The following is a 16,570-nucleotide window of genomic DNA, read 5'->3' as shown; positions in this document are numbered from 1 at the left end:
ATGAACGATCGCATGGTGTGGATCGACTGCGAGATGACCGGTCTCTCGCTGGCGAACGACGCGCTCATCGAGGTGGCCGCACTGGTCACCGACTCGGAGCTGAATGTGCTGGGCGACGGGGTGGATGTGGTGATCCGCCCCCCGGCCGAGGCGCTGCGCACCATGCCGGAGGTGGTGCGCCAGATGCACACCGCCTCCGGGTTGCTGGCGGAGCTGGACGGCGGGACGACGCTGGAGGCGGCCGAGGCCCAGGTGCTGGCGTACATCAAGCAGCACGTGCCGGAGCCGGGGAAGGCGCCGCTGTGCGGCAATTCCGTCGGCACCGACCGTGGCTTCCTGCTGCGTGACATGCCGGCGCTGGAGAGCCATCTCCATTACCGGATCGTCGATGTGTCGTCCGTGAAGGAGCTGGCCCGGCGCTGGTTCCCGCGGGCCTACTTCAACAGTCCGGACAAGAACGGCAACCACCGGGCGCTGGCGGACATCCGTGAATCCATCGCGGAGCTGCGCTACTACCGGGAGGCGGTCTTCGTGCCGCAGCCCGGCCCCGACTCGGAGACCGCGAAGACCATCGCCGCCAAGCACGTGGTGCCGGCCGAGCCGGCGCCGGAGTCCACGCCGCCGGTCTCGCCGCAGTCCGCGCCGTCGTCGTGATCCACCCCGGGCCGTCTTCCGGGTCGCCGCCGCAGCCGCGGTGACGACCCGGAAGACACGCCCACGCTCCCCCGCCCGGAAACCTGGGCGCGAGCACCCCTCCGGACCCTGTACACTTTTTCTCAGCCGGTGGGGAAAAAGAACCACACAGCACCGGTCATGGTGGGTATAGCTCAGCTGGTAGAGCACCTGGTTGTGGTCCAGGATGTCGCGGGTTCAAGTCCCGTTACTCACCCCACTGAAAGGCCCCCGACCTCTGGTCGGGGGCCTTCGTGTTGTCCGGGCGCCGGCGGCGGCCGTTCAGTAGCCGACGGTGAAGCGCTCGCCGATGTGCCGGGGCCGCTCGATCTCGTCGACGACGGCGACCGCGTAGTCCTCGGCGGAGATCCGGCTCTCGCCGGCGGCGTCGGTGATCAGGTCGTCGGTGGCGGTGCGGTAGGTGCCGGTGCGCTCGCCGGGCGCGATGGTGGCGGCCGGGCTGAGGTTGGTCCAGCGCACGTCGGAGACCGAGCGGTAGAGGTCCAGCGCGTCGCCGTGCGCGTGCATGATCTGGAGCAGGAACTCCGGCAGGCCCTCGGCGTCCCAGACCTGCTTGCCGTCGGGCGTACGGAGCGAGCCGGCGCCGCCGACCGCGATCAGCCGGGGCGCCGCCGCGCCGAGGGTGCGCAGCCCGGCGACGAGGGACTCGGCGGCGGGCTTGATCGTGGCGAGGTGGCCCGGCCCGTCGCCGCCGCCGACCGCGCTGACCACGACGTCCGTGCCCTCGGCGACCGCGGCGACGGAGGCCGGGTCGAGGACGTCCCCGGTGGTCACGGTGAGGGCCGGGTGGCTCGTGGTGAGCTTCGCCGGATCGCGGACGACCGCGGTGACCTGGTGACCGCGCCGCAGCGCCTCGTCGAGGATGCGGCCGCCGATCGTGCCGGTGGCGCCGTAGAGAGCGATCGTGGACATGGTGGGTCTCCCAGCTGTGCGGTGTGACCGGGGTGGGCCGGTCGTACGGGGTGGCCGGTGGGTCCGGGTGCGGACTTCCGTTTTCGGTCAGCGGTCTCGCTGACGTCTCCTACGCTAGGGCCACCAGCGGGGGTTTTCGGGGTAGCGGAGGGACCGGGCATGGTCAGAAAGCGACAGGGGGGCGAGGAGCCGGTGCCGGAGATCCGGGAGGTGGCGTTCTCCGCGCCGGCCGGGCGGCCGTCGGGCGTGGAGGTGCTGACCCTCGCCGAGCTGCGGGAGCGGGCGGACGCCTGCCAGCTGTCCACCCCGCACCGGCCCGGCTTCCACCACCTGCTGCTGCTCGACCGCGGCCGGCTGGTGCACAGCGTCGACTTCCGCGAGCACGCGCTGGCCCCGGGCGACCTGCTGTGGTCGCGCCCCGGGCAGGTGCAGCACTTCGGCGATCTCACGGGCGCGGAGGGGCGGCTGGTGCTCTTCGAGGCGGGCTTCCTGGACCCGGCGACCGCGGCCGCGGCCCGGATCGAGGACTGGTACGGGCCGCCCGTACGGCATCCGCGGGGCGCGGCGGCGCGCCGGGTGGCCGAGGCGATGGGCCAGCTGCACCAGGAGTTCGGGGCGCTGGGCGGGCTGCCGCTGGAGGTCCATCTGGAGGTGCTGCGGCATCTGCTGGCCGTACTGGTGCTGCGGGCCGCGCACCCGGACGGGGCGGCCGGGGACGCGGGGAGCCGCCCGGCGGGCGAGACGTATCTGCGGTTCCGGGACGCGGTGGAGCGGGGCTTCACCCGCAGCCGCCGGGTCGGCGACTACGCCCGTGCGCTGGGGTACGCGCCGCGCACCCTGTCCCGGGCCACCGAGGCCACCGCCGGGGTCGGGGCGAAGGAGTTCATCGACCGCCGGGTGGTGCTGGAGGCCAAGCGGCTGCTGGCGCACGGTGACCAGTCCGCGGCCCGGATCGCGGACCGGCTGGGCTTCGCCGACGCCACGAACTTCAGCAAGTTCTTCCAGCGCCGGACGGGCCGCACCCCGATCGCCTTCCGGGAGGCGGTACGGGGCGGGGCGCAGCGGGTGGGGGGAGGCCCACTGCGCCCCGCGTGAGGGGCGTCTCCTCCGTCAGCCCGGCGGGATTCAGGAGACGCCCCCGTGGGGCGGTGGTCCGTCTCGGTTGGGGGCCGGACCGCCGGTGGGGGTCAGCCGGTGTACGCGCCGAAGGCCTTGGTGAAGTCCAGCGGGCGCTGTTCGATGGAACTGCAGGTCGGCTGGGCGGAGTTCGACGCGCCGCCGGCGCAGGCCTGGTCGCGGGTCGCGGACCACATCGACAGCCAGCCCAGGTGCTTGCTCTTGGCGAACGTCACCAGCTGGGTGGCGTCGTCGGTCTTGAAGACCTCGCTCTGGACGTCGTTGACACCGATCATCGGGGTCACCGCGACGGTCCTCCAGGCGGCCGCGTCGCTCAGGCCGAGGGCCTTCTTGAGCTGGCCGTGGGTGGCGGTGGCGGCCTGGGTGGCATAGGTGCCCATGTCGCCGTTGTAGGAGGAGCCGTAGTCCATCGCCATGATGTTGACGGCGGAGATCTTCACGCCGTTCTTCTTGGCGTCGGCGACCAGGTTCACGCCGTCCTGGGTCAGGCCCTCGGGCATGACCGGCAGGGTGAAGGAGACGTCGAGGCCCGGGTGGCTCTTCTGGAGGCGTGCGACGGCCTGGGCGCGGCGGGTGTTGGCGGCGGTGTCGGGCAGCGCGCCGCCCTCGATGTCGAAGTCGACCCGGGTGAGCTTGAACTGGTCGATGACCTTGCCGTACGCGGCGGCCAGCTGGTCCGCCGAGGTACAGGCGACGCCGAGCTCGGAGCCGTTGGCGCCGCCGAAGGAGACCCGGACGTCGCCGCCGGCCTTGCGCAGCGCGGGTATCTGCTTGGCCACCGGGTCGCTGCCGAGGTCCACCACGCCGCCCCACTTCGGCGTACACCCGCCGCCGGAGGTGATGAAGGCCAGGTTGAAGTTCTTCACGCCGGTCTTCTGCGCGGTGCCGGCCAGGTCGTAGGCGGGGAAGAGGGAGGTGTCGACGTACGGGGCGAAGCCGGCCGCGGCCTTGGTACGGGGGGCGCGCGGTGCCTTGTCGGCGAGCGCGGAGCCGGCGACGGCGAACGCGCCGCCGGCCGCGACCGCCGCGGCCGCGCCGGTGAGGATCAGCTTGCTGGTGCGGCTCTTGCGCCGGCGGTGTGCGGAGGAACTCATCGGGTCCTGCCTGTCGTCACGTGGGGGGTGGCTGGTGCACCGGGGGAAGTCGGTGTGCCCCGCACGCTAGCGACAGCGAAACGGACAAATGCCGGGATCCGTACGGACGTTGGCGGAATTATGGCGGCCTTAAGGAAGCGGAAGGCGGTGGTTAAGACCCCCGGCCTATGCCCGGTGACGGGCGCTCAGGAGCCGGTGCGGGCGGCCCGCCGGCCGCGGGTGCGCAGCGTGCGGCGCAGCCGGTGGCCGCGGCGGGTGCCGCGCGGGCCGCGCCGGCCGTCCAGGGCGAGCCAGACGCGTACCTCGGTGCCGCCGAGGACGGAGCGGCCGATGCGGACGTCACCGCCGGTGGCTTCGGCCAGCCGGCGCACGATGTCCAGCCCGAGGCCGGTGGAGCCCTCACCGCCTCCGCCGTGGCCGCGGCGCAGTGCCGCCTCGGGGTCGGCGATGCCCGGGCCGGCGTCCGAGACCAGCACGATCACCGCGTCCTCGGCGTTGTGGACGTCGACGGCGAAGGCGGTGCCCTCGGGGGTGTGCCGGAAGACATTGCCGAGCATCGCGTCGAGGGCGGCGGCGAGTTCGGGGCGGGCGACCGGCACGCGGACCGGGCGGTCGGCGCCGGCGACCCGGGCGGTGCGGCCCTGGTCCTCGGCGAGCGCGGACCAGAAGGCCATCCGCTCGCGGATCACCTCGGCGGCGTCGCAGCCGGCCGCGGCCGCCGCCTGCTGGGTGTGGGCCTTCTGTTCGCGGGCGGTGCGGATGATCTGGTCGACCTCGCGCTCCAGTTGGGCGACGGCGGAGCGGGTCTGTTCGGCGGCCGGGGTGTCGCCGAGGGAGGCGGCGTTGAGCCGGAGGACGGTGAGCGGGGTGCGCAGCCGGTGCGAGAGGTCGGCGGCCAGTTCCCGTTCGTTGGCGAGCAGTTGGACGACCTGGTCGGCCATGGAGTTGAAGGCGGTGGCGGCGGCCCGCAGTTCCTTGGGGCCGTCCTCCTGGACGCGGACGCCGAGCTGGCCGTGGCCGAGGTCGTGGGCGGCGCCGGCGAGCCGTTCGGCGGGGCGCACCATCCGGGTGCCGAGCCGGTCGGCGACCGCGACCGAGCCGATGACCAGCGCCAGGCCGACGCCGGCCAGCACGACCCAGGAGGTGGTGACGCCGTTGGTGAGCGCGTCGTCCGGGACGAACACCTCGACGACGGCGATGCCGGAGGCCACCGCGGTCGGCTGGAGCAGTGAAGTGCCGCCGGGGACCGGGGAGATGGAGGCCCGGCCGAGTTTCACGGCGGCGGCCACGTCCGCGGGGGCGGCGCGCCGGGTGCCTATTTCGGCGGGCTTGCCGTTCTTGCCGCTCGCCGGGACATGGACGCCGATGCGGCCGCCGGGGCCGGTCTCGGCGCTGGCCACGGCCCGTTCCAGCTGGGTGCGGTCGGTGGTGATGGCGAGCACCGGGCCGATCGTGGCGGCCTGCCGTTCGGCGTTGGAGTACGCGCGGTCGCTGGCCATCTCCTTGACGACGAGTCCGAGGGGCACGGCGAAGGCCACCACGACCATCGTGGTGACCGCCAGCGCCACCTTGACCAGGGCCCACCTCACAGCGCACGGCCCTTCATCGCGGTGGCTCCAGCTTCACACCGACACCCCGCAGGGTGTGCAGATAGCGGGGCTTCGCCGCGGTTTCGCCCAATTTGCGGCGGAGCCAGGAGAGATGGACGTCGATGGTCTGGTCGTCGCCGTAGGACTGCTGCCAGACCTCGGCGAGCAGTTCCTTGCGGGGGACGACGACGCCGGGCCGCCCGGCGAGGAACGCCAGCAGGTCGAACTCCCGGCGGGTGAGGTCCAACGGAGCGCCGTCGAGCTCGGCCTGACGGCGCAGCGGGTCGATGGACAGCCCGCCGACCCGGATCACTCGTGAGGGGGGTTCCGCGCCGGCCGCACCGGCCCGGGAGCGGCGCAGCACGGCCGCCATCCGCGCCGAGAGGTGCTCGACCGAGAACGGCTTGGTGAGGTAGTCGTCGGCGCCGTCGTTCAACAGCCGCACGATGTCGGCCTCGTCGTCCCGGGCTGTGGCGATGATCACCGGGACGTCGGTGATGCCGCGCAGCATCTTCAGCGCCTCGCCGCCGTCCAGGTCGGGCAGCCCCAGGTCGAGGATGACCACGTCGAACCCGACGTGCGCCACCTCGCGCAGCGCCTCCAGGGCGGTCCCGACGCTGCGTACCGTATGGGCCGCCTCGGTCAGATGCCGGATGAGGGCCGAGCGTACGAACTGGTCGTCCTCGACCACGAGCACACGTGCCATGGGCGGCACCGTACGCCATCGGAGGGAGGTTCCTTTACCGGAGGTTGACGCCGGAGCGGTACCTCCCACCCACTCCCGCGGGCTGCGACGGGGGTGTCCGGTGGTGCAGTATGAGCCGGATGCAACGAGGACTGGTTCACGCGGCGGCCTGGACGCTGGCGACCGGCGCCGCGGTCACGCTGTCGTGGTTCGGCGTGCACACCGTGCTGTCCGGCACCGCCTACGACGCGCCGCGCGCGCTGCCCCTTTCCGACCAGGTGTCCTCGGGGGCGCAGGCCGACGGCGACGGGACCCCCCGTGCCTCCTCCACCCACCGCCCCAAACCGTCCGCCCCGGCCCCGCACCGGCCGTCCACCACCGGCCCGTCGCCCACGCCCTCGCACACCGGCGGCACCCGCTCGCAGCGCCCGCCCACCACGGCGCCGGGCGGCCCGTACGGAGCCTCCGACGGCCGGGTCAAGAGCTACGCCACCTCGGGCGGCCGGGTGGTCTTCGATCTGGGCGGCTCCGCGGCCGAGTTGGTGTCGGCGACGCCGAACTCGGGCTGGGAGATGCAGGTGTGGAAGCAGCAGGGGTGGATCCGGGTGGACTTCACGGGCGGCGGCGGGCACGCCTCGGTGATCTGCACCTGGAACGGCCATCCGCCGACGGTGGAGACCAGCAACAACGCGACGTGAGCCGCCCCGGCGGGCGCCGCCCGCACCCGCCCCTCAGGTGAAGGTGCCGGCCGGCGGGGCCGGGGACGCGACGGCCGTGGCGTCGGTGACCGGGGCCGCGCCGCCGGTGAAGTCGGCCAGCGCCCTGCCGTGTTCGACCCGGCCGGTCTGCGGGTCGGTGGCCGCGCGGCGGGTCAGCTCGGCGACCGGGAGGGCGGTGCCGGCGGCCAGCAGGACGGCGTTGCCGAAGCGCTTGCCGCGCAGCACCGCGGGGTCGGCGATCAGGCAGAGCTCGGGGAAGACCGTGTGGACGGTGGCTATCTGGCCGCGCAGGAAGGAGAGCGGCGGGCCGTCGGCGAGGTTGGCCGCGTAGTGGCCGCCGGGGCGCAGCGCGCGCCGGACGTCCGCGACGAACTCGGTGCTGGTCAGGTGCGCCGGCGTGCGGGCCCCGCGGAAGACGTCGGCGATGACCAGGTCGGCCCAGCCGTCCGGGACCTTGGCCAGGCCCGCGCGGGCGTCGCCGCCGCGTATGCGTATCCGCCAGGTGCGGTCCCACGGCAGCTGCCGGCGGACGAATTCCACCAGCGGGGTGTCGATCTCCACGGCCTGCTGGGAGGAGCGCGGCCGGGTCGCGGCGACGTAGCGGGCGAGGGTCAGTGCGCCGCCGCCCAGGTGGACGACGCGCAGCGGCTGCCCGGGCGGTCCGGCGAGGTCGGCGATGTGGCCGAGCCGCCGCTGGTACGAGAAGTCCAGGCGCCGGGGGTCGTCGAGGTCCACGTGGGACTGCGGGGCGCCGTCGAGGAGCAGGGTCCAGCCGCGCGGCCGGTCCCGGTCGGGCCGCAGCTCGGCGAGCCCGCCGTCCACCGTCTCGGTGACGGACTCCACGCCGCCGCGCCCGCGCCTGCTCTTCGCCATGCGGTCAAGTATCGCCGGTGCCCCCGAGGACGCCGACGCAGGTCGGGCGGGCGGACGGTGGAGAGGTGGAGTGGCGGACCACCCCGGACCGAAGTCAGGGGAGATCCGCCGACTGCACCACGAACCGGGCCGGTCCGAGGTCCGTACGGACCGGCGGTCGGGTCACCTGTTGATGCAGACGTTCCCGAATGCCGGGTTCAACAGCGCGGCGATGTTGAGGCTGTTGCCGCAGATGTTGATCGGGATGTTGATCGGCACCTGGACGTTGTTACCGCTCAGGATGCCCGGGGAGCCCGCGGCGAAGCCATATGCGTTGGCACCGCTGTGGTGGCCGTAGAAGCCACGGTGGTCGTAACGCTCGATGTGACGACCGTGGTGGTGTCCGTGGTGGCGGCCGTGACGGCTGTTGTGGCCGTTGTGGCCGTCCCCGCTGGCGGATGCGATCCCTGCGCCGCTGAGTACGAGTGCGCAGCTGGCCGTGGCCATTGCGGCGGTCTTGATAAACCGCTTCATCCCATTCTCCTTTCAGTTCGCGAATGGGGCACCGGTCACAACGAACGAAATACGTCAAAGACGCAGGCGTCCACCCCTACAGGAGGTGGTTAACCCTATTGGCATAAAGATCGCTCCGCCATTTCAGTGCCGCATTCCGCCGTTCGGGATCGCCGTCCCGGATGCGCGCGTGCCTGCCGCGGTTTCCAACATGATTTCTGTCAGAGTGCTCTCCTGTTTGACTGATAGAAGTCGGAGAGGAAGACATGCGGAAGTCGATGGACCGCACCGGGCGCGGCCTCGGGTGCGCGCCGGCGGCCTTGGCGCTGCCGGCCGCCCTGTCTCCCACGGCGGCCGCGCCGGCCTTCGCATTCGACCTCCGGCCCGCCCTGCGGTCCGGCGGCGACCGGCTCGCTTTCCGCTTCTCCGCGCACCGGCCGGGATATCTGCTCGGCGCGCTCTTCGTGCAGACCGATACCCGGCGCTGAGCGGCGCGCTGCGGGAATTCCACGGCGAATTCCGCCGGAAAAGAGTTCTGTCGGCCCGGTGATCAGGGGAGCGGTGCGTGGCGGCGCAAGAGCTGAGGTCCCGTGAACGGCCAACGGTGCTCCACGTTTCCCAGCCCGTCGACGGCGGGGTGGCCCGGGTCGTCGCCGACCTGGTGCGCGCCCAGGTCGCCGCGGGCCTGCGGACCGTGGTGGCCGCGCCGCCGGACGGCGCACTGCTGCGGGACGCCGCGGCGGCGGGCGCCGAGGTGGCCCCCTGGCCCGCGCGCCGCGCCCCGGGCCCGGCGCTGCCCGGCGAGACCGGGCGGCTGGCCCGGCTGATCCGGCGGCTGTCCCCGGACCTTGTGCACGCGCACAGCACCAAGGCCGGGCTGGCCGCCCGGCTGGCCGTCCGGGGCCGGATCCCGACGGTCCACCAGCCGCACGCCTGGTCCTTCGAGGCGGTCGGCGGGACGGCGGCGCGGCTGGCGGTCGGCTGGGAGCGGTACGCCGCGCGCTGGACACACCGGGTGCTGTGCGTGAGCGAGGCGGAGCGGCGGCGGGGCGAAGCGGCCGGCGTGCCCGGCCGGTGGGCGGTGGTCCGCAACGGCGTGGACCTGCACCGCTGCTCCCCCGCGTACGACGACGCCGCGGCCCGCCGCGCGCTGCGCCGCTCGCTGCCCGCGCTCGCCGGACTCGCGCCGGACGCCCCACTGGTGGTGTGCGTGGGGCGGCTGTGCCCGCAGAAGGACCAGCGGACGCTGCTGCGGGCCTGGCCGGCGGTGCGCACCGCGGTCCCGGACGCCGTGCTGGTGCTGGTCGGTGACGGCCCGGACCGTGCGCGGCTGAAGGCCGGGGCGCCGCCCGGCGTGCGGTTCGCGGGCGCCGCCGCGGACACCGTGCCCTGGTACCGGGTGGCCGATCTGGCCGTCCTGCCGTCGCGCTGGGAGGGCATGGCGCTGGCCCCGCTGGAGGCGATGGCCTGCGGCCGGCCCGTCGTGGTCACCGACGTCGGCGGCGCCCGGGAGGCCCTGCCGCCGGGCGCCGCGCCGCACTGCCTGGTGCCGGCCGGCGACCCGGCCGCGCTCGCGCAGGCGCTCCGCGGGCTGCTGACCCGGCCTCGGCTGCGCACCGAACTGGGCGCCCGGGCCCTGGCGCACACCCGGGCGGCCGGTGACGTACGGCGCACCGCGGCCGCGGTCGCGGCGCTGTACCGCGAACTGCTCGGGGCAGCCGGCCCGGAGCGCGGGGAGCGGAGCGGACGATGACGACCGAGAGCGCGGACGCGCACCCCGCCGCCCGGGTCCGGCCGCCGGCGGCGGCCCGCCCGGCGGCGCCCGTGGTCCACCCGCCGCGCGGCCCCCAGTGGCAGCCGCTGCCCCCGCCCCGGGCCGGCCGCGGCCGGCGGCGGCGGGTGGTCCCGCTGGTGGCGGTCGACGTGCTCGCCGTCGTCGGCGCGGCACCGCTCGCCCTGGGCCCCGGCATCCGGCCGGCCGTGCTCGGCGCCCTCGTGGCGGCGCTGCTGCTGCTCCACATCCAGGCCGGGCTCTACCGCCCGGGCCCGGCCCCCAGCGTCCTTCAGGATCTGCCCGCGCTGCTGGGCCGGGCCCTGGTGTGCTGGTGCGCGGCGGCCGCGCTGCTCGCCGCCGTCGCACCCGGGCGGGCGCTGCCGCTCACCGCGCTCGGCTGCACGGTGGCCGCGCACTCCCTCCTGGTGTGCGGCGGCCGGTCCATGGTCCACCGGGCGCGCCGCAACCTGGCCCGCCGCCGGCCGCGCGCCACGCTGGTCGTCGGCCCCGATCCGGCCGCCCGGCAGCTGGCCGCCGCGCTGCTGGCCCACCCCGAGTACGGCATGCGCCCGGTCGGCCTGGTCCCGCCGGCCCCGGTGGTGCCCGGCCCGGCCGAGGTGCCCACGGGCGGCGCGGCCCGTCGGCTGCCCCGGCTGACGTCCTTCCAGGACATCACCCGGTCCGTCATCGGCAACACCGTCCGCGACGCGGTGTTCACCGTGCCGCCGTACGGCGATCCGCACACCGCCGCGCTGCTGCGCCGCTTCGTCGACCAGGGCTCGGCGATCTGGCTGGCCGGCGCCGCGGCGGGCCGCGAGGGCCGGCCGCCACAGCCGGGCACCGACCACCTGTGGGGGTTCGCCTGCCGTCCGCTGGACACCACCCCGCCGCGGACCGGCGGCCGGCGGAAGCGGGCCCTGGACCTGGCCCTCGCCGGGCCGGCGCTGCTGGCCGCGGCCCCGCTGCTGCTGGGCTGTGCGCTGGCGGTACGGCTCGCCGACGGTCCCGGCGTGCTCTTCCGGCAGGAGCGGATCGGCCGCGGCGGACGCCCCTTCACCCTGCTGAAGTTCCGCACCCTGCGCCCGGACGACGACCACGACCCCGCCACCTGCTGGACCGTGCCGGACGACGGCCGGACGAGCCGGGTCGGCCGGCTGCTGCGGCGCACCGCGCTGGACGAGCTGCCGCAGCTGTGGAACGTGCTGCGCGGCGACATGAGCCTGGTCGGCCCGCGCCCGGAACGCCCGTTCTTCGTGGAGCGGTTCAGCCGGCAGTACCCCGAGTACGCGGCCCGGCACCGGATGCCGGCCGGGCTGACCGGGCTCGCGCAGGTGCACGGGCTGCGCGGGGACACCTCCATCGAGGACCGGGCCCGCTTCGACAACCTCTACATCGACAGCTGGTCGCTGGGGCAGGACCTGCGGATCCTGCTGCGCACCGCCGGCGCGCTGCTGCGGCGGGAGCGCGGATGAGCGCGGGCGCGGCGGCGTCCGTCCCGGCCGGGCCGTGGTGCGCCGCGGCCCGGGTCCGGGCGCCGGCCCGGCACGGCGCGCCGCTGCTCCCCGCGCTGGCGACGGTCGTGCTGCTGTGCGCGCCCGCCGACACCGCCGCGGTCACCGCGGCCGGCACGGTCACCCCGGCCGACGCCGCCTCCGCGGTCCTGGTGGTCGTGTGCGGCCTGCGGCTGCTGCGGCACCGGCCCCGGCCGCTCGGCCGGACCGCGGCGCTGGTCCTGGCGCGCCGGTCGTCGCGCTCGCGCTGGCCACCGTCACCTCCGCCGACCCGGCCGCGAGTCTGCCCGGTCTCGTCCGCCATCTGCAGATCTTCGTCCTGGTACCGGCGGCGCTGCTGCTGACGCTGCGGGACGCCCGGGACTTCCGGGTGCTGGCCGGTGCCCTGGTGCTGCTCGCCCTGGTGCAGGGCGCGATCGGCGTGCACCAGTACCTGACCGCGACCGGTGCCTCTTATATGGGGCGCGAGGTGCGGGCGGTCGGCACCTTCGGGCCGCTGGACGTCATGGGGATGGCCACGGCCGTCGGCTACGGCCTGACGGCGGCGCTCGCCCTCGGCCTGGCGCCCGGCCCGCGGGCCCCGCGCTGGCAGCGGCCGGCCGCCCTGACCTGCGCCGCGGTGCTGACCGTGCCGCTCGCGCTGTCGTTCAGCCGGGGCGCCTGGATCGCCACGGCGGTGGCCGGCGCGGCCGTCCTGCTGGCGGCCGGCGCCCGGGTCGCCGTACCGGTGCTGGCCGTACTGGCGCTGGCCGTACTGGCCGCCGCTGCCGTGGTGCTGGCCGGCGGGACCGGAACGGGTTCCGGTCTGCTCGGCGAACGGGTCGCCAGCATCGTCGCGGTCCCCGACGCCCCGGACCGCTCGGTCACCGACCGCTACGCGCTCTGGGCCGCCGCGGCCGGCATCTGGCGCGACCAGCCGCTGACCGGCGCCGGGCTCAAGGAATTCCCCGCCGAACGGGACGGCCACGCCTCGCTCGGCCTGTCGTCCGGCGGCGACTCCGCGGGCGCCGGGGTCGCCTTCCGGCGCGAGCCGCTGCTCTCCCCGCACAACATGTACCTGCTGGCGCTCTCCGAGCAGGGGCTGATCGGGGCGACCGCGCTGGTGGGCGGCTGGGCGGTGCTGCTGGTGGGCGGGGTGCGGCGGCTGCGCGCGGCCCGCCGCGGGCGGCGCGCCACGGACTGCGGGCTCGCCGCGACGGGACTGCTGGTCTGGCAGGCCGTCGACTTCCTCTCCGCCGACATCGGCGGGCCGTCGACGGTGCTGACCGCGGTGGCGCTCGGGCTGGTCGGCTGGTGGGCGCTGGCGCCCGGCCGGTGGCCGGTGCCGGGCGGCGGGACGGCGGCGCGGTGACCGGGGCCCCCGCCGCCGTGCGCCGGGGCGGCGCGCCGGCCGCGCCCGGTGCCGCCGCCCCGCTCGGCCGCTCCCTGGCCCGGGCCGCCGCGCTCACCGCCGGGCTGACCGCCGCCGGTGCGCTGGGCGGTCTGCTGCGCGACCAGACCCTGGCCCGGCTGTTCGGCGCCGGCGGCGCCACCGACGCGTTCCTGGTCGCCTGGACGGTGCCCGAGACGGCGGCCACGCTGCTGATCGAGGACGGCATGGCGCTGCTGCTGGTGCCCGCGTTCAGCCGGGCGCTGGCGGCGCGGGCCGCGGCCCCCGGATCGCGGGACGCCGACGCCGACCCGGTACGGGCCCTGCTCAGCGCCACCCTCCCCCGGCTGTGCGCCGCGCTGGCCGGCGGCTCCGCGCTGCTCGCGGCCGGCGCCCCGCTGCTCGTCCGGCTGCTGGCGCCGGGGCTCGCCGACCCGGCCGCGGCGGTCGACTGCACCCGGCTGACCGCGCTGACCGTCCTCACCTTCGGCGTCGCCGGCTACCTCAGCGCGGCGCTGCGCGCCCACCGCAGCTTCGCCGCGCCCGCCGCGATCTACGTGGCGTACAACCTCACGATCATCGGCACGATGCTGGCGTTGCACGCCCGCTGGGGGGTGCGGGCCGCCGCGGCCGGGGTCGCGCTCGGCGGCGCGCTGATAGTGGCCGTCCAACTCCCGTCTTCCGTACGGGCGTTGCCGCGGCCACGGCTCCGCCGGGCGGTCCCGGGCGGGACGGCCGGGCTGCCGGTGGCCGGGCTGCTGGCGCCGGTCGTCTGCTTCGCCGTCGGCCGGCAGGCACAGGTCCTCGTCGAGCGGTTCCTCGCCTCCGGTCTGCCGGCCGGCGCCATCTCGCACCTCAACTACGCGCAGAAGGTCGCCCAGATGCCGATGGTGCTGTCGCTGATGCTCTGCACCGTCACCTTCCCGGTGGTGGCCCGGGCGGTCGCCGACGGGGAGGCCGCGCGGGCCGGCCGCCGGGCCGTCCGGGACCTGACGCTGGCGGGGCTGGTGGTGCTGCTGGGCGCCGCGTACGTGGCCGCCTGCGCCCCGCAGATCACCGGCGTCCTCTTCGAGCGCGGGGCGTTCACCGCCGCCGACACCGCCGCCACCGCGGCCGTGATGCGGGTGTACGCGCTCGGGCTGCTCGGCCACACCCTGGCCGGGGCGCTGATCCGGCCGTTCTTCGCGGCCGGGCGGCCCACCTGGTACCCGGCCGGCGCGATGGCCGCCGGGCTGCTGGTCACCGCCGGGGCCGGGCTGCCCGCGGCCCGTTGCTGGGGCGCGCCCGGCCTCGCGGCCGCCAACGCCGCGGGCATCACCACCACCGCCGTCCTGCTGCTGCACGGACTCGGCACCCGGGTCGTCGCCGCCCCGGTGCGCCGGATCGCCACCGGGCTGGGCCGGCTGGCCGTCGCCGCCGCCGCGGCGGTCGCGGTGGGCGGCCCGCTCGCCGCGCTGCCCGCCGACCCGCTGCTCGGCGCGGCGGCCGGCGCGCTGCTGGTGCCGGCCGTGTTCGCCGGCACCGCCCTCGCCGTTCGGGCCCCCGAGGTCCGGCACCTGCTCGTCGTCGTCAAAGGAAAGCTCGCCCATGCCCGTTGAACCGCCGCCGCAGCGCGCCCTCGCCCCGCCGTCCCCCGGCCGCACCGCCGTCCGCCTCCGCAACGGCCGCGGCGCCCCGCCCTGGATCCTGCTGTACCACTCGGTCACCGGCACCGCCGGCCGCGCGGACGACCCCTACCGGATCACCGTCTCCCCCGGCCTGCTGGACCGTCAGCTGCGCTGGCTGCGCGACCGCGGGCTGCGCGGGGTGGCGGTCGGCGAGCTGCTGCGCGCCCGGGCCGCCGGGCACGGCGCCGGCCTGGTCGGGCTGACCTTCGACGACGGCTACGCCGACTTCCTCACCGGCGCGCTGCCGCTGCTGCGCCGGCACGACTGCACCGCCACGGTGTTCGTACTGCCCGGCCGGGCCGGCGGACTCAACTCCTGGGACCCCAGGGGCCCGCGCAAACCGCTGCTGACCGAGGACGGCATCCGCGCGGTCGCCGCCGCCGGGATGGAGATCGGCTCGCACGGGCTGCTGCACCAGGACCTCACCACCGCCGACCCGGTCACCCGGGAGCGGGAGACCGCGGTCAGCCGGGCCCGGCTCGCCGAGCTCACCGGCCGCGCCCCGGACGGCTTCTGCTACCCGTACGGCGGGGTCGACGCCCGGGCCGTCGCGGCGGTGCGCGCGGCCGGCTACGCCTACGCCTGCGCCCTCGACCCCGGCCCGCTCACCGGCCGGCACGCCCTGCCCCGGGTGCACATCGGCGCCGCCGACACCCCCTGGCGGCTCTCCCTCAAACGGGCCCTGCACCCGCTGCGCCGCCGCGCCCTGCCCCCCGACGACACCCCCTTCGCCGGACCCGCGACGCCGTCCGGGCCCGGCACCCCGCAATCCCCGGCCGCTACCGCCACTCCTGGAGGCACCCGGTGAAAGTCCTGCACGTCATCACCGGCCTCGACGTGGGCGGCGCCGAGCAGCAGCTGCGGCTGATGCTGCGCCGGCTGCCCGCCACGTGCGAGGTCGTCACCCTGACCGATCCCGGCCCGGTCGCCGCGGGCATCGAGGCCGACGGCACCCCCGTCACCCACCTCGGCATGACCGGCAACCGCGATCTGACCGCCCTGCCCCGGCTGGCCCGGCTGATCCGCGCCGGCGGTCACGACGTCGTCCACACCCATCTCTACCGGGCCTGCGTCTACGGCCGGATCGCCGCCCGGCTGGCCGGCGTCCGGGCGGTGGTCGCCACCGAGCACTCCCTCGGCGACGCGGTCATCGAGGGCCGCCGGCTCACCCGCGGCGTGCGCGGGCTGTACCGGGCCACCGAACGGCTGGGCTCGGCGACCGTCGCGGTGTCGGACACCGTCGCGGCCCGGCTGCGCCGCTGGGGCGTGCCCGGCGAGCGCATCCACGTCGTCCCCAACGGCATCGAGGCGCACCGATTCGCCTTCGACCCGGCCGCCCGGGCGCTGGTCCGCACCCGCCTCGGGCTGCCGGTGGACGCCTTCGTGGTCGGCGGGGTGGGCCGGCTGGTGCCCGGCAAGCGGTTCGACGTCCTGGTCCGCGCGGTGACCCAGCTCCCCGGCGTGCACCTGCTGCTGGCCGGCGAGGGGCCCGAGCGGGACATGCTGCGGCGGATGGCCGAGCAGTTCGGCTCGGGCGACCGGATCCACCTCCTCGGCGCGCGGGACGGGGCGTTCGGCGCGCTGGCCGCGGGCCGGGCCGACGCCTGGGCCCGCACCGGCGGCACCGACCCCGTACCGCCCGGCGCGGGCCGGACATCCCCGGCCTGCTCTCCGCCATCGACGTGTTCGTCTCCCCGTCCCCCGAGGAGGCGTTCGGCCTGGCCGTCCTGGAGGCGCTGGCGTCCGGGCTGCACGTCCTGTACGGCAGCTGCCCGGCGGTCGACGAACTGCCCGAGGACCAGGCCCCCGGCGCCCGCCGCTTCAGCCCCGGCGTCCACGAACTGGCCACGTCACTACGGGAGTTGCGGCGGCAGGGCCGGGCCGGCTGCCGGTCCCGCCGGTGGTGCGCCGCTACGACATCGCCCGCAGCGCCGAGGCCCTGATGGACGTCTACGAGGAGGCCCTGGCCACCGCCGCGGCCCGGTGGCGCGCCGCCGCCCCGGCACCGGCGCCCGCCCCGTCCACGCTCACCAACCGGTAGGCGGCGCCGTGCAC

The 16,570-nt window shown here is 76.0% G+C and carries 15 protein-coding genes, 1 tRNA gene and 2 pseudogenes; 12 read left to right on the top strand and 6 right to left on the bottom strand.

Annotated features, from left to right (window positions below):
* Both orn and OJ254_RS14340 read left to right on the top strand, forming a co-directional pair.
* Entirely contained in the window at positions 1 to 654 is a 654-nt protein-coding gene (gene orn / locus OJ254_RS14345; RefSeq protein WP_265362644.1) for an oligoribonuclease, read from the top strand.
* 162 nt (positions 655 to 816) lie between these two features.
* Positions 817 to 892, top strand: a tRNA-His gene (locus OJ254_RS14340).
* A gap of 62 nt (positions 893 to 954) precedes the next feature.
* On the opposite strand, the gene OJ254_RS14335 is transcribed toward OJ254_RS14340, so the two are convergent.
* A complete protein-coding gene (locus OJ254_RS14335; protein WP_265362643.1) occupies positions 955 to 1,605 on the bottom strand; it encodes an NAD(P)-dependent oxidoreductase in 651 nt (216 codons plus the stop codon).
* A gap of 159 nt (positions 1,606 to 1,764) precedes the next feature.
* Here OJ254_RS14335 and OJ254_RS14330 point away from each other — a divergent pair, with 159 nt between their 5' ends.
* Positions 1,765 to 2,700 carry a helix-turn-helix domain-containing protein gene (locus tag OJ254_RS14330; RefSeq protein WP_265362642.1) on the top strand — a complete coding sequence of 312 codons (936 nt, stop codon included), beginning with the start codon at positions 1,765 to 1,767 and terminating at the stop codon, positions 2,698 to 2,700.
* A 92-nt stretch (positions 2,701 to 2,792) separates the two neighbouring features.
* On the opposite strand, the pseudogene OJ254_RS14325 reads toward OJ254_RS14330, so the two are convergent.
* From OJ254_RS14325 to OJ254_RS14315, 3 genes and pseudogenes are all read right to left on the bottom strand, one after another.
* A pseudogene (locus OJ254_RS14325) lies at positions 2,793 to 3,695 on the bottom strand (chitinase); the annotation flags it as partial.
* A 326-nt stretch (positions 3,696 to 4,021) separates the two neighbouring features.
* Positions 4,022 to 5,425, bottom strand: coding sequence for a sensor histidine kinase (locus OJ254_RS14320; protein ID WP_265362641.1), 1,404 nt, complete (start codon positions 5,423 to 5,425; stop codon positions 4,022 to 4,024).
* A 13-nt stretch (positions 5,426 to 5,438) separates the two neighbouring features.
* Positions 5,439 to 6,131, bottom strand: coding sequence for a response regulator transcription factor (locus tag OJ254_RS14315; protein WP_261951297.1), 693 nt, complete (start codon positions 6,129 to 6,131; stop codon positions 5,439 to 5,441).
* A gap of 110 nt (positions 6,132 to 6,241) precedes the next feature.
* Here OJ254_RS14315 and OJ254_RS14310 point away from each other — a divergent pair, with 110 nt between their 5' ends.
* A complete protein-coding gene (locus OJ254_RS14310) occupies positions 6,242 to 6,808 on the top strand; it encodes a hypothetical protein (RefSeq protein ID WP_265362640.1) in 567 nt (188 codons plus the stop codon).
* Between the two features lie 33 nt (positions 6,809 to 6,841).
* On the opposite strand, the gene OJ254_RS14305 is transcribed toward OJ254_RS14310, so the two are convergent.
* Both OJ254_RS14305 and OJ254_RS14300 read right to left on the bottom strand, forming a co-directional pair.
* Positions 6,842 to 7,702: a spermidine synthase gene (locus tag OJ254_RS14305; RefSeq protein WP_265362639.1), complete on the bottom strand. Its 861-nt coding sequence runs from the start codon at positions 7,700 to 7,702 to the stop codon at positions 6,842 to 6,844.
* A gap of 162 nt (positions 7,703 to 7,864) precedes the next feature.
* Positions 7,865 to 8,215, bottom strand: a complete 351-nt coding sequence (locus tag OJ254_RS14300) for a chaplin (RefSeq protein WP_265362638.1) — start codon at positions 8,213 to 8,215, stop codon at positions 7,865 to 7,867.
* Between the two features lie 245 nt (positions 8,216 to 8,460).
* Here OJ254_RS14300 and OJ254_RS14295 point away from each other — a divergent pair, with 245 nt between their 5' ends.
* The 8 genes and pseudogenes from OJ254_RS14295 to OJ254_RS14265 all read left to right on the top strand — a co-directional run bounded on the left by OJ254_RS14295 (position 8,461) and on the right by OJ254_RS14265 (position 16,556).
* Entirely contained in the window at positions 8,461 to 8,682 is a 222-nt protein-coding gene (locus OJ254_RS14295) for a hypothetical protein (protein WP_265362637.1), read from the top strand.
* Positions 8,683 to 8,798: 116 nt separating this feature from the next.
* On the top strand, positions 8,799 to 9,947 hold the full coding sequence (locus tag OJ254_RS14290) for a glycosyltransferase family 4 protein (RefSeq protein ID WP_265362636.1): 1,149 nt from the start codon (positions 8,799 to 8,801) through the stop codon (positions 9,945 to 9,947).
* Positions 9,944 to 11,440, top strand: coding sequence for a sugar transferase (locus tag OJ254_RS14285; RefSeq protein ID WP_265362635.1), 1,497 nt, complete (start codon positions 9,944 to 9,946; stop codon positions 11,438 to 11,440). Before OJ254_RS14290 ends, OJ254_RS14285 begins: the two co-directional genes overlap by 4 nt.
* A complete protein-coding gene (locus OJ254_RS31595) occupies positions 11,437 to 11,823 on the top strand; it encodes a hypothetical protein (protein WP_423835893.1) in 387 nt (128 codons plus the stop codon). Before OJ254_RS14285 ends, OJ254_RS31595 begins: the two co-directional genes overlap by 4 nt.
* A 26-nt stretch (positions 11,824 to 11,849) precedes the next feature.
* Positions 11,850 to 12,830 (top strand): O-antigen ligase family protein, encoded by a 981-nt coding sequence (locus OJ254_RS14280; RefSeq protein ID WP_423835892.1) that lies wholly within the window; start codon positions 11,850 to 11,852, stop codon positions 12,828 to 12,830.
* Positions 12,770 to 14,446, top strand: coding sequence for a lipid II flippase MurJ (locus OJ254_RS14275; RefSeq protein WP_423836015.1), 1,677 nt, complete (start codon positions 12,770 to 12,772; stop codon positions 14,444 to 14,446). The genes OJ254_RS14280 and OJ254_RS14275 overlap by 61 nt, the downstream gene beginning before the upstream one ends.
* The gene (locus tag OJ254_RS14270) at positions 14,436 to 15,323 is read left to right on the top strand and encodes a polysaccharide deacetylase family protein (protein ID WP_265362633.1); all 888 of its coding nucleotides are present in this window, start codon (positions 14,436 to 14,438) and stop codon (positions 15,321 to 15,323) included. Before OJ254_RS14275 ends, OJ254_RS14270 begins: the two co-directional genes overlap by 11 nt.
* Positions 15,320 to 16,556 (top strand): annotated as a pseudogene (locus tag OJ254_RS14265) (glycosyltransferase). The gene OJ254_RS14270 and the pseudogene OJ254_RS14265 overlap by 4 nt, the downstream one beginning before the upstream one ends.
* Positions 16,557 to 16,570 lie beyond the last annotated feature (14 nt).

Source organism: Streptomyces endophytica (assembly GCF_026153355.1).
GTDB classification, from domain to species: Bacteria; Actinomycetota; Actinomycetes; order Streptomycetales; family Streptomycetaceae; genus Streptomyces; species Streptomyces endophytica.
Note: the sequence above shows the minus strand (reverse complement) of the source record. Positions and strands in the feature narration are given on the sequence as shown.

What these genes read in the sequence shown, in the direction of transcription:
- OJ254_RS14315 (WP_261951297.1), bottom strand. Translation starts at nt 6,131, where the DNA reads ATGGCACGTGTGCTCGTGGTCGAGGACGACCAGTTCGTACGCTCGGCC.
- OJ254_RS14330 (WP_265362642.1), top strand. Translation starts at nt 1,765, where the DNA reads ATGGTCAGAAAGCGACAGGGGGGCGAGGAGCCGGTGCCGGAGATCCGG.
- OJ254_RS14310 (WP_265362640.1), top strand. Translation starts at nt 6,242, where the DNA reads ATGAGCCGGATGCAACGAGGACTGGTTCACGCGGCGGCCTGGACGCTG.
- OJ254_RS14335 (WP_265362643.1), bottom strand. Translation starts at nt 1,605, where the DNA reads ATGTCCACGATCGCTCTCTACGGCGCCACCGGCACGATCGGCGGCCGC.
- OJ254_RS14300 (WP_265362638.1), bottom strand. Translation starts at nt 8,215, where the DNA reads ATGAAGCGGTTTATCAAGACCGCCGCAATGGCCACGGCCAGCTGCGCA.
- OJ254_RS14295 (WP_265362637.1), top strand. Translation starts at nt 8,461, where the DNA reads ATGCGGAAGTCGATGGACCGCACCGGGCGCGGCCTCGGGTGCGCGCCG.
- orn (WP_265362644.1), top strand. Translation starts at nt 1, where the DNA reads ATGAACGATCGCATGGTGTGGATCGACTGCGAGATGACCGGTCTCTCG.
- OJ254_RS14285 (WP_265362635.1), top strand. Translation starts at nt 9,944, where the DNA reads ATGACGACCGAGAGCGCGGACGCGCACCCCGCCGCCCGGGTCCGGCCG.
- OJ254_RS14305 (WP_265362639.1), bottom strand. Translation starts at nt 7,702, where the DNA reads ATGGCGAAGAGCAGGCGCGGGCGCGGCGGCGTGGAGTCCGTCACCGAG.
- OJ254_RS14270 (WP_265362633.1), top strand. Translation starts at nt 14,436, where the DNA reads ATGCCCGTTGAACCGCCGCCGCAGCGCGCCCTCGCCCCGCCGTCCCCC.
- OJ254_RS31595 (WP_423835893.1), top strand. Translation starts at nt 11,437, where the DNA reads ATGAGCGCGGGCGCGGCGGCGTCCGTCCCGGCCGGGCCGTGGTGCGCC.